Here is an 11,265-nt window from a genome sequence, read left to right on the forward strand (position 1 = left end):
GCGGGGTCGGGAGGCTGGTCCGTGTCCTGGCGGTGCCCGTCGGTCTCGACCCGCAGACGTACCCGCCGCCCGGCGTCGGCGAGCCGCGCCGGACACCCGGCCAGCACGGCGACCCCGCGCACCATCGCCTCAAGACCGGCCCGGTGCTCGGCCAGCCGGTCGAAGTAGGCGATGACCCGGACGGCGGCGCCGGCATCCGGATCCAGTGCGGTCAGCCGCCCCGCCAGCTCTTTCATGGCCCCATGGTGCGCCAAGGGGCCACGTTTCGTGGAGTGTGTGCGCTCACAGGTCGCGCTGGGGAGTGCGGCGCGGGCCGCCTCCCCCGCGCGACCGCCGCGTACGCGCCCCTGAAGGGGCGCGGGGAACTACTGCGCGGTCAACCCCCTGCGCAACCCGCGGCGAAAGAAACCGCCTCCCCCACCACGCGTGGGCAGGCGGGTGCGCGGTGGCAGCCGCGCGTCAGCCACACCCCCCGGTACCCGGCCCCGTCACTCTGCGAGGAGCCTGCGCAGCCACGCCACCTGGGCCGCCTGGCATGCCTGGGAGAGGACCGCCTGGGGGGCGAAGCTTTCGAAGCCGTGGAAGCCGCCCGGCCACACGTGCAGCTCGGCGGCACCGCCGGCCTGCCACAGGCGGGTGGCGTAGGCGACGACCTCGTCGCGGAACGTCTCGGCCGAGCCGACATCGAGGAAGGCAGGGGGCAGCCCGGACAGGTCCTCCGCGCGAGCCGGGGCGGCGTACGGGGAGACGTCCGGGCCGCCGCGCCGCTCACCCAGCAGCGCGGTCCAGCCGGTGTCGTTTGCCGTGCGGTCCCACGCGCCGAGGCCCTCCATCTGGTACACGGAGGGGGTGTCGTTGCGGTCGTCGAGCATCGGGCACATCAGCATCTGGCCGACGGGGCGCGGACCCTTGCGGTCCCTGAGGAGCAGGGCCAGCGCGGCCGTCAGGCCACCGCCCGCGCTGGCCCCCGTGATGACGATCCGCTCGGCGTCGGCGCCGATCTCCTCGGCGTGGCCGGCGATCCACAGCAGCCCGGCGTACACGTCGTCGATGGGCGCCGGGTACGGGTTCTCCGGTGCCAGGCGGTACTCGACGGACACCACGACCGCGCCCAGCTCATTGGCCCAGCGCAGCGGGGCGTCCACGCCGACGCGGTTGTTGCCGAGCACCATGCCGCCGCCGTGGACGTGGTAGATCACGGGCAGCGGACCGTCCGTCGCCGGATCGACCGGCCGGCAGATCAGCAGCGAGATGTCGGGCGCGTTCTCGGGACCCGGCACGACCCGGTCCTCGACCTCGAACGCCCCGCCCAAGGTCAGGTCCATGTCCGCCCACATCTCTATACCGGGACCGTTACGGGTGGCCTCGATCTCGTCCATGGTCAGCTGGGTCAGCAACGTGTCCTTGATCATCTCCAGGGCGGCGGCGAGTTCCGGGTCGAACGGGGGCGGCGTGAGCGTCATTGCCTGTGCTCCTCATGCTGCGTGCGGCGGATCGTACGGCGATGATCCGCGCGTACGCCGGGCTCCGGCACGCCGCCGTACGGCGGGACTTGCCCGCCGTTTGGCGGGTAGCGCGGATGAAAGCGCTCATCTCGGGAGATGAAGAGGCCGTTTCACTCATCAAAGTACCTATTCGTTCGGCCGTAGACATGCCACGTTTCACAGAGGACCGGGGCGCGACACCCCGGAGGTGCCGCGCAGGTTCAGGTACGGCGCATACGGCTACGAAGGCGCCACCCGCGTCGTCACCTCCGGCAGCAGCACATCGGCCACCACCAGCGGGCAGACCCTCGTGGTCGCCAGGGCCATCAACGTGCTGCTGACCAAGGCCGGCCGATGCGAGACGTCCACCGACCGGAATTCAATGAGGACATGGCCTCGCCACCGATGAGCCGAGAGGTTGTCGAGCGCATGGCGGGCGGCGCCGTGCCCCGACCGCGGCCGTGCCGACCATGTTCGTGTGGCCGACCTTGCGCCATGTCGCGGCTCGTGCCGCCTGTTCGGCGAAGAACCGCGCAGGTTGGCCTCACCACCCCTGACGCGCGGCTTGGCCCACGTCGCGGGACAGGGCGTGGCTCGGGCAGTGTGCCGGCAGCGTGGGCGGGGTCACCCCGCGGCGACCGCCGTACGGTCGCTGATGTCGCCTGCTGTGGTCAGGACCTTCTGGGCGATCTCCGTCTCCGCCTCCGGGTGGACCCGGCAGGCCGGGGCGACCACGCTCACCGCGGCGACCACCTGCTTGTCTCGTCCCGTTCGCGTGGGCCGCCCTTGGCCTGTACCTCCTGAAGAGATCCGATGTATAGCCCAACCTCGGCGCTCCCTCCATCTTCGGAAACCCTTCAAATGCCCATTGCTGCCAGGGATTATCGTCTTGCCTCTAGACGCGGCCACCGCCGTACTCATATAAATCAATCCGATGACTCCTCGGGTGTGACGCGGAGTGGAGCGCCCAAGCCGTCCGCTCGTAACGCCTGCCTTCCCTCTCCCTGACACATGGAGCCGCACCATGTCCTCAGCCCCCCTCAGCAGACGCTCTCTGATGAAGGCCGCCGCCCTTGCCGGAGGAGTGGCGGCCTTCGGACTGCCTCAGGTTCTGTGGCCCGCCACCGCAGAGGCGTACACCGTCCCCTCGAAGATGGACTGGTGGTACCAGGCCCGGTTCGGGATGTTCATCCACTTTGGGTCTTATTCGTACCGCGGCCAGGGCGAGTGGGTGTTCGACAGCCAGCAGTGGAGCAAGGCGGACTACCAGACCCAGGTCACCCAGAACTTCAACCCGAGCCAGTTCAACGCCGCGACCATCGCCGAGCTGGCCAAGAACGCCGGCATGAAGTACCTCGTGATCACCGCCAAGCACCACGAGGGCTACGCGATGTGGAACTCCGACGTGGCGGGCTTCACCGACACCACCGGCACGAAGCTGTACAACCTGCGCGACTTCAACGGCATCCAGTCCGACCCGCTCATGGACCTCAAGACCGAGTGCGAGAGCCGTGGGATCAAGTTCTGCCTGTACTACTCGATCCTCGACTGGAACCACCCTTCCCAGACCGACCGGCACGAGAGCGGTCTCACGACGATGTCGTCGCAGGCCGCACGCACCGCCTACATCGCCGACATGAAGGCCCAGCTTCAGGAACTGCTGGACCGCTACGACCCGGCACTGCTGTGGTTCGACGGCGACTGGTTCGCCGAGCCTTCCAGCCCCACCCTGGAGGACTGGTGGCTGGAATCGGACGGCGTCGACCTCTACAACTGGCTGATCGCCCGCAAGCCCGGCCTCATCGTCAACGAACGGGTCAAGCGGGACCACGGGCTCGGCGACTACACGGTCGCGGAGTTCGGGATACCCGCCAAGCCGATGGGCCGGCCGTGGGAGCGGTGCGCCACCATGAACGGCGCCTGGGGTTACCAAGCGGGGAGGGAGAACTCCTACAGATCCGTCAAGGATGTCGTCCAGGAGCTCGTCACGGTGGTCTCCCGGGACGGCAACCTCCTGTTGAACATCGGCCCCAAGGGCGACGGCTCGGTCACAGCGGGAACCCAGACCGTCCTGAACGGCCTGGCCTCATGGATGTCGACGTACAGCGACAGCATTCACGGCACCAGCGGCAGCCCGTTCGCCACCGAACCCGCATGGGGGAGGGTCACCAAGAAGAGCGGCAAGCTCTTCGCTCATGTCTTCACCTGGCCCACGAACGGCCAGCTCCGGATCCCAGTGATCGACAACGCGATCAGCCGCGTCTATCTGCTGAACAATCCCTCGGTCTCGCTCCCGTACACCGTCACCGACCAGATCAACGTCACCGTGCCGGCCACCGCGCCGAACGCCAACGACTCCGTGGTGTGCGTCGAGGTCCAGGGCATGCCCGTGAGGGTTTCCGCGACGGTGTTCCAGAACGTCGACTACCAAGGCACCCGCGCCGTCCTGCCGCTGGGCAGCTACACCTCCTCCCAGCTGTCCGCCGCCGGCCTGGCGCCCGCCACGGCCTCCTCCATCCTGGTACCCGACGGCTACCAGGTGACGGGCTACTCCGGCGACAACTTCACCGGCACCGCCTGGACGTTCACCTCGAACACCCCCGACCTCGGGGTTACCGGCAACAATGACGCGATCAGATCACTGAAGGTGACGTTCAGGCCCGACAAGTACTTCCGCCTGAACAATGTCACGAACCACTTGGCGCTGGACAGCGGCGGCAATGTCGCCAGCGGCTCCAACCTGAAGCAGTGGGAGTCGATAGACCACGCCAATCTCCAGTGGCAGGCAATCGAACTCGGCAACGGCTACTACAGGCTCGTCAACCGCACCAACGGCATGGTCGCCGACGGCTGGGGCGCTACCGGCAACGGCGACCCGGCCCGGCAGAAGGCCTGGGACGGCAGTAACACCCAACAGTGGCGCATCACCCACCGCGGCCAAGGCCAGTACTCGATCGCCAACCGCAGCACGGGACTGGTCCTCGACGGTGGCGGCATGGTCGCCGAAGGGGCCGTGGCCAAGCAGTGGACGTGGCAGCAGCACACCAACCTGCTGTGGACGTTCGGGGCTTGACCCACAGTCTCCCGCTTGCATGTGGCGTCGCGTCACTTCTTCTCGCGCCCCGGCAAGAACTACTGCACCTTCGACTTGAAGCCCTGCCGCACCATCGCCCCCCGGTCCGCGTCGCCCTTCAGGATCGACTCGGCGGTGGCCTCCATCTGCTGCCAGGTCGCGTGCGGCGGGACCGGCGGGACCGCCGGGTCGGTCAGGAACTCGATCACCGCGGGGCCGCCCGCCTCCAGGCCCGCGCGCCAGCCGGCCTCGACGTCCTCAGGCTTCTCCACGCGGATGCCGGTCAGGCCCAGGGAGCGGGCGAAGGCGCCGGGCTGGACGTCCGGGAACTCATGCGAGGGCAGGAAGGACGGCGCGCCCTCCATCGCCCGCATCTCCAGCCCGGCGGTCTTGTGGAAGGTGGCGTCCTGGGCGAATCTCGTGCATCTCCACCAGCACCGACGGCACGAACTTCACCCAGGTCGCCACCGGCACCTGGGCCGGCGACCGCGCCACCAAGGTGGCCGAATGGCCCGCCCGGAACGTGGGCTTCGTACGGATCCGGGCCAACTCGGCCACCGGCGGCTACGCGGACATGGGCGGCGTGAGGATCGGAGGCCGGACGGCCAAGCCGGCACTGCTGTCCACCACGCTGCCCGGCGAGGGCACCGGCTGGTCGCCCGGCACAGCGGCAAGGTCGCCGACGTGGAGGGCAGGACCACCGCGAACAACAGCAACGTGCTGCAGTGGCCCTGGCTCAACAAGGCCAACCAGAAGTGGACCTTCACCAAGACCGGCGACGGCTACTACAAGATCAAGACGCTGCGGAGCGTCACCTCCTGAGCGCCCCCGCCCCTCGACCCGCACGTCTCCACGAAGAAGACGCGCACGTCCCCACGCGGAAGAGCCGCACGTCCCCACCCAGCAAAGAAGGGCCGCACATGCACACCACCCGAAGACTCTCCGCCAGACTCACGGCCACGGCATCCGCCACCTGTCTGGCCGCTGTCGGACTCGCCCTCGTCCCGGCGGCAGACGCCTCGGCCGCGGGCGCGCCGCAGGGCGGCCACGTCTACGCGCTGACAGCGGCGCACAGCGGCAAGAACGCCGCCGTGCTGTCGAACTCCCTGGCCAACGCAGCGGCGGTCGTGCAGAAGACCGCCTCCGGCGGCCCCGGCCAGCTGTGGGAGGCGGTCGACCACGGCGACGGCACCTTCTCGCTGGTCAACATCAACAGCGGCAAGTGCATGGACATCCAGAACGGCTCCACGAACGCGGGGGCCGCGATCATCCAGTGGCCCTGCACCGGCGCCGGCAACCAGCGCTGGACCTTCAGCGGCTCGGCGATCGTCTCCGCCCGCAGCGGCCTGTGCCTGGACGTCTCCGACAACTCCACCGCGGAGGACCACGCGATCATCCAGTGGACCTGCAAGAACACGGCCAACCAGCAGTGGAGCCTGACCGAGCGCCCGCGCTCGGCGACCTGGGGCCCGGCCATGGTCAGCGGCGGCCAGACCTTCACCTCGCAGACCATCCGGATGGTCGTCCACAACAACACCTCCGGCGCGGGGCTGCGCATCCGGCTGTCCAACCTGCGCAGCACGACCGCGCTCTCGGTCGGTGCCGTCACGGTGGCCGTCCAGTCCAGCGGCGCCACCGCGGTCGCGGGCACCACGCGTACCATCACCTTCGGCCGGTCGGCCACGCCCACCATCCCAGCCGGGCAGGAAATGACCAGCGACGTCATCCCGATGCCGGTCGTCGCGGAGCAGAACCTGCTGGTGAGCGTCTACCTCCCGGGCACCACCGGCGCCTCGACCTACCACAACGACGCCCACCAGACCTCCTACCTGTCCGCCGCGGGCACCGGCAACCACGCGGCCGAGGAGGCCGCGACGAACTTCACCACCACCACGGCCCGCTGGTTCTACGTCGCCGGACTCGACGTCGTGTCACCCACGGCCAAGGGAACCGTCGTTGCCATCGGCGACTCCATCACCGACGGCTCCAGCGCCACCAACAACGCCAACCAGCGCTGGCCCGACTACCTCGCCCGGCGGCTCCAGGCCCAGTCCGGCGGCCAGCGCCTCGGCGTGGTCAACGCGGGCATCGGCGGCAACCGCGTGGTCACCGACAGCCCTAGCGCGCAGCAGGGCATCGCGGCCAGGACCCGGTTCTCCCACGACGTCCTGACCCAGCCGGGCGTGAAGAACGCCATCGTGCTGGAGGGCATCAACGACATCAACAACACCACCACCCCCACCCCCGCCGACCAGATCATCGCCGGCTACCAGACCATGATCGACCAGGCACACACGGCCGGTGTCCGAATCATCGGCGGGACGATCCTGCCGCACTCCTCGCAGACCGCCGCCAAGGCCGCCATCCGCGCCCAGGTCAACGACTGGATCCGCACCAGCGGCGCCTTCGACGCGGTCATCGACTTCGACGCGGCGCTCCGGGACCCGGCCAACCCGGCACGATTGCTCCCCGCCTACGACAGCGGCGACCATCTGCACCCCAACAGCGCCGGCATGCAGGCCATCGCCAACGCCGTGGACCTCGCGCTGCTCACCTCCTGAGCGGTGCCCACCTCCCGGAGTGCGTAGTTCCGTTCGGCGCCCCCTCTCCCGTACGGGGCACCGGACGGAACGGGCCGTCATCCGTGCGCCTGCGGGCAGCTGCTGGCGACGGTGACGATGACGGCCGAGGGCACTGTCACGTTGGCTGACCGGTGGGATGATCTTCTGGTGATCAGCCTGGGAAGGGTCGTCGGTGGGGAGCGTGTCGCTGTCGTACAAGGGGCATCGGTACCCGGTCGAGGTCATCTCCTACTGTGTGTGGCTGTACTTCCGCTTCCCGCTGTCGTTCCGCGAGGTCGAGGAGCTGATGCTCGAGCGCGGTGTCGTCGTCTCCTACGAGACGGTGCGTCGCTGGTGCGCCAGGTTCGGGCAGGCCTACGCGGGCGCGCTGCGCCGCCGGCAGCCCCGGCCCGGTGACAGGTGGCACCTGGACGAGGTCTTCATCAGGATCAACGGGCGGTTGCAGTACCTGTGGCGGGCCGTCGACCAGGACGGCAACGTCCTGGACATCCTGGTGCAGAACCGGCGGGACAAGGCCGCGGCCAGGCGCTTCTTCCGCCGCCTGATGAAGAAGACCGGCGCGGTGCCGCGGGTGATCGTCACCCACAGGCTCCGCTCCTACGGCGCCGCCCACCGCGAGGTCATGCCCTGCGTCGAGCACCGCTCCCACAAGGGCCTGAACAACCGGGCCGAGAACAGCCACCAGCCCACCAGGCAGCGTGAACGGGCGATGAAAGGCTTCCGCTCCGCGGGCGGGGCACAGCGGTTCCTGTCCGCGTTCAGCGGCGTCCCGCCCCACTTCCCGACCCCGCCGACACCTGATGCCCGCCCACGACTACCGAGCCGAGATGACCGTCCGCTTCGCCATCCGGGAGCACATCACCGGCGTCGCCGGCCTCGCCACCGCGGCCTGAACACAGCCCGGAACCAGGCTCCACCACACCACGACGCGCCGTCAGGCAGTCACACAGCCAACAACGTGACAACGCCCTTGAACCGGGTGCCGGTGTCAGCAGGAGCGCGAGCCCGCGAAGCCGACGCGGACGAGCTTCCACTGCTGGTTCGCGCCGCCCCAGTCCGAGTACTGGACGATGCCGGTCCCGTCGGCGGAGGAGAAGCCCGGTACCTCGATGGCCTTCCCGCTGTTGCGGTTGATCAACCGGACGTATCCGTCCGGTGAGTCCGCCAACCGGAACTGCTGGTTCAAGCCATCGTGGTCGCTCCACTGGTGGATGGCGGCGTTGTCGGCCGTCGACCAGCTGGAGACGTCCAGTAGCTTGCCGGAGTGCCTCGCCTTCAACCGGTAGTAGCCGCCACCGGAGTCCACGAACTGGAACTGCTGGTTGGTCCCGCCGTGCCGGCCCCACTGATTGACCGCGGCGCCGTCCGCGGAGCTCCAGCCCCCCACCTCCAGTGCCTTGCCGCTGTTGCGGTTGACCAGGACGTACCAGGCGTTCGTGTCCACAGTGCCTGCTTGCGCCGTCGGCGCGCACGCGCGCAAGTCGAAGCGTTCCACCCGCACTTTGCCGCCGAGGGCCCGGGTGGCGTGGTTGAAGACGGCGAAGCGGTAGCCCATGAAGAAATGAGGTCTCTCGCTCATGGTGAAGGCCGGGCCGAGGGGGGTGAAGGTGGTGCCGTCGGTGCTGTAGGAGAACGTCGTCTCTCGGCCCGGTCCCGGGCTGATGTCGGCGGTGGCGCGCAGCCAGACGCGGCTGCCGGAGGCGGGGAGGTCGGCGCGGGCCTGCTCGGTGCCGGTGCTGCTGGTGTTCCAGTTGGCGTCCATGGTCAGGCCGTCGAACATCACCAGTCTGCTGACGCCGTTCAGCCGCGTGACGCCGATCCAGGCGGAGGAGTCGCGCAGCATCGCCAGCCCGGCGCGGTCGCCGTCCGCCATCCCGGAGTGGTCGAGCACGACGGTTGCGGTGGAGGCGGGGCCCTGGATGCGGCGGGTGAGGGTGTTGCGGGCGTTGTAGAGGTCGTCGGTGACGGTGGCGGTCCTGAGGGTGAGCCCGTTGTTGACGGTGAACGCCGCGGTGTCGGGGTTGTGGTTCCACTCCCAGTGCGGCGCAAGCGCCGTCCCCTCGAAGGTGTCGGTGCCGGTCATCGGCGGGAGCGGGTGCGGGGTGACCGGGTAGGGGTATGTCTCGCCCCATGTGCCGTTGACGGTCTGGAGTTCGGGCCAGCCGGCGGCGTTCCAGGTGACCGGGGCCAGGGCGGGGACGCGGCCGCCGGGATAGGCGTCGATGAAGCCCATGTAGTACCAGTCGCCGTTCGGGGTGTCGACCAGTGAGCCCTGGTGCGGTATGCCGCCGCCGGGGATCGGGCCGGGCAGGTCCAACAGCACCTCCCGCATCTCGTACGGGCCGAAGGGGCCTGAGGTGGACTTCCAGACGTACTGGCCGTTGGGCGGGCGGGTGACGAAGATGTAGTAGTTCCCGTTGATCTTGTAGAAGCGGGAGCCCTCCATCAGGTGCAAATCGTCGGGCTTGGTGAGCACGTGCTCGGACCTGACCTCGGTGCGCAGGTCCGGGGAGAGCTGCGCGACGCGGATCTCGTTGACGCCGTACGCCACGTACGGGGTGCCGTCGTCGTCGAAGAGCAGCCCCGCGTCGTAGTAACCGCTGCCGATCTCGGCGTGCCGGGTCCAGGGGCCCGCCGCGTCGGTGGCCCTGTATACGTACGACCGCTGCCAGCCGATCTGGCCCAGCCAGTAGAAGGTCTTGTCGCTGGGGCGGTAGCGCATCGAGGACGCATAGATGCCCTGGACGTACGCCCGTCCGCCCTTGAGGTCGTACGCGTCGCCGAAGTCCAGGACCGGCACCGAGTGGCCGATGAACTCCCAGTTGACCAGGTCGTAGGAGCGCAGGACGGGCGCGCCCGGCGAGAAGTGCATGGTCGAGGCGCTGTAGTAGTACGCGTCGCCGACGCGGATGACCTCGAGGTCGGCGAAGTCCTGCCAGATCACCGGGTTGGTGAACCGTTCCTGCTGGGCCGTCGTGGTCGCCGCCGCGCGCATGGTCGGCAGCGTGGCGCCCGCGACCAGACCGGCGGTGACCGCCATGACTCTCCGGCGGCTGTGGGGGTGTTGGAGCCAGGACATGTGAAATCAGCTTCCTCACGGGTAAGGGAGACCGAGAGCCGAAGTTCGAAATGTCTCTGGCTCTGGGGTTCTGGTTGGTGGCGGATGATCTGGGCAGGGGGCGGTGGCAGTGGAGCAGGTGCCGGTCCAGCAGTTCAGCAGGTCTTGGATGGTGTCGAGGATCTGCTAGAGGGTGAGCCCGCTGTATCGGCTTTTCGGGCCAGGCGCTGCTCGGTCAGGAACGCATGGGCGGCGGCGACCAGGTGACGTGGTGATGCCAGCCGGTCCAGGAGCGGCCCTCGAATCCCGGGACCGGGGCGGGGAGGGGCTCCGGTCCCGGGCGGGGGTCATCCGGCGGCCAGAGTGGTCCACTTCTGGTTGGAGCCGCCGTGGCAGTCCCACAGGTGGAGCTGCGTGCCATCGGCCGTGGAGAAGCCCGGAATGTCGAGGCAGCGGCCGGAGGCGGGGTTGCGGTAGCCGCCGTTGTAGGGCTCCCAGACCTGATTGGCGCCGCCGTGGCAAGCCCAGAGCTGCACCTTGGTGCCGTTGGCCGTGCCGAAGCCGGCGGCGTCGAGGCACTTGCCCATGGAGCGCAGGGTGCCGTCGGTGTAGGCGGACCAGACCTGGTTGACGGCGCCGGTGCAGCTCCAGGTCTGGACGGCGGTCCCATCGGCCGTGCCGAAGCCGCTGACGTCCAGGCACTTGCCGCCCAACTCGGACTGCACACGTGAGGGAGCGGGGGCGGGGTTCCTCAGCCACCCGGCGCTGTCCGCGGACTGGATGCCGCGGTGGAAGGCGTCGGCCATCTTCTGGTAGCCCGAGTCGTTGGGATGCAGGAAGTCGGCCAGGTCGGCCGTGGTCAGGCTGCTCATGTCCACGTACGCGACGCGCTTGCCCGCGGCCTGTGCCTCGCTCACGATCTGGGGGATGGCCTGGTTGTACGCGGCACGGTACTGCTCCTCCGAGCCGCTGGTGGACACGACCAGGGAGGCCACGAGGACGGTCGCGTCGGGGACGTCGGCGGTGATCTGGTTGACCAGCGACTTCAGCCGGGCGGTGGCGGTGGAG

The 11,265-nt window shown here is 69.1% G+C and carries 5 protein-coding genes and 6 pseudogenes; 4 read left to right on the forward strand and 7 right to left on the reverse strand.

Annotation, left to right across the window (positions count from 1 at the left end; translation table 11 throughout):
- Positions 1-236 (reverse strand): annotated as a pseudogene (locus AWZ10_RS00005) (PucR family transcriptional regulator); the annotation flags it as partial.
- 252 nt (positions 237-488) lie between these two features.
- Complete coding sequence (locus AWZ10_RS00010) at positions 489-1,463, reverse strand: alpha/beta hydrolase (protein WP_046703360.1); 975 nt, start codon at positions 1,461-1,463, stop codon at positions 489-491.
- A 1,045-nt stretch (positions 1,464-2,508) separates the two neighbouring features.
- Between AWZ10_RS00010 and AWZ10_RS00015 the strand changes: the two genes are divergently transcribed.
- Positions 2,509-4,557 carry an alpha-L-fucosidase gene (locus AWZ10_RS00015; protein ID WP_046703359.1) on the forward strand — a complete coding sequence of 683 codons (2,049 nt, stop codon included), beginning with the start codon at positions 2,509-2,511 and terminating at the stop codon, positions 4,555-4,557.
- 59 nt (positions 4,558-4,616) lie between these two features.
- Here the strand turns inward: AWZ10_RS00015 and AWZ10_RS00020 are convergent.
- A pseudogene (locus AWZ10_RS00020) lies at positions 4,617-4,934 on the reverse strand (thiamine pyrophosphate-dependent enzyme); the annotation flags it as partial.
- 47 nt (positions 4,935-4,981) lie between these two features.
- On the opposite strand from AWZ10_RS00020, the pseudogene AWZ10_RS47060 reads away from it, so the two are divergent.
- The 3 genes and pseudogenes from AWZ10_RS47060 to AWZ10_RS00030 form a co-directional block, all read left to right on the forward strand.
- A pseudogene (locus AWZ10_RS47060) lies at positions 4,982-5,367 on the forward strand (RICIN domain-containing protein); the annotation flags it as partial.
- 110 nt (positions 5,368-5,477) lie between these two features.
- Complete coding sequence (locus AWZ10_RS00025) at positions 5,478-7,118, forward strand: GDSL-type esterase/lipase family protein (RefSeq protein WP_060890109.1); 1,641 nt, start codon at positions 5,478-5,480, stop codon at positions 7,116-7,118.
- 193 nt (positions 7,119-7,311) lie between these two features.
- Positions 7,312-7,917: pseudogene (locus tag AWZ10_RS00030) on the forward strand (IS6 family transposase); the annotation flags it as partial.
- A gap of 210 nt (positions 7,918-8,127) precedes the next feature.
- On the opposite strand, the gene AWZ10_RS53330 reads toward AWZ10_RS00030, so the two are convergent.
- The 4 genes and pseudogenes from AWZ10_RS53330 to AWZ10_RS00040 form a co-directional block, all read right to left on the reverse strand.
- Complete coding sequence (locus AWZ10_RS53330; protein WP_244172321.1) at positions 8,128-8,640, reverse strand: RICIN domain-containing protein; 513 nt, start codon at positions 8,638-8,640, stop codon at positions 8,128-8,130.
- A pseudogene (locus tag AWZ10_RS00035) lies at positions 8,617-10,218 on the reverse strand (glycoside hydrolase family 43 protein); the annotation flags it as partial. The pseudogene AWZ10_RS00035 and the gene AWZ10_RS53330, both read right to left, overlap by 24 nt.
- 134 nt (positions 10,219-10,352) lie before the next feature.
- Positions 10,353-10,501: pseudogene (locus AWZ10_RS49835) on the reverse strand (IS701 family transposase); the annotation flags it as partial.
- 43 nt (positions 10,502-10,544) lie between these two features.
- On the reverse strand, positions 10,545-11,265 hold a 721-nt coding region (locus tag AWZ10_RS00040), incomplete at its 5' end, for a ricin-type beta-trefoil lectin domain protein (protein WP_060890111.1).

The sequence above is a fragment of the Streptomyces europaeiscabiei genome, assembly GCF_001550375.1.
Taxonomy (GTDB): Bacteria; Actinomycetota; Actinomycetes; order Streptomycetales; family Streptomycetaceae; genus Streptomyces; species Streptomyces europaeiscabiei.

Bases quoted from the DNA above. Each gene is read 5' to 3' on its own strand.
- AWZ10_RS00010 (WP_046703360.1), bottom strand. From the start codon at position 1,463: ATGACGCTCACGCCGCCCCCGTTCGACCCGGAACTCGCCGCCGCCCTG.
- AWZ10_RS00025 (WP_060890109.1), top strand. From the start codon at position 5,478: ATGCACACCACCCGAAGACTCTCCGCCAGACTCACGGCCACGGCATCC.
- AWZ10_RS00015 (WP_046703359.1), top strand. From the start codon at position 2,509: ATGTCCTCAGCCCCCCTCAGCAGACGCTCTCTGATGAAGGCCGCCGCC.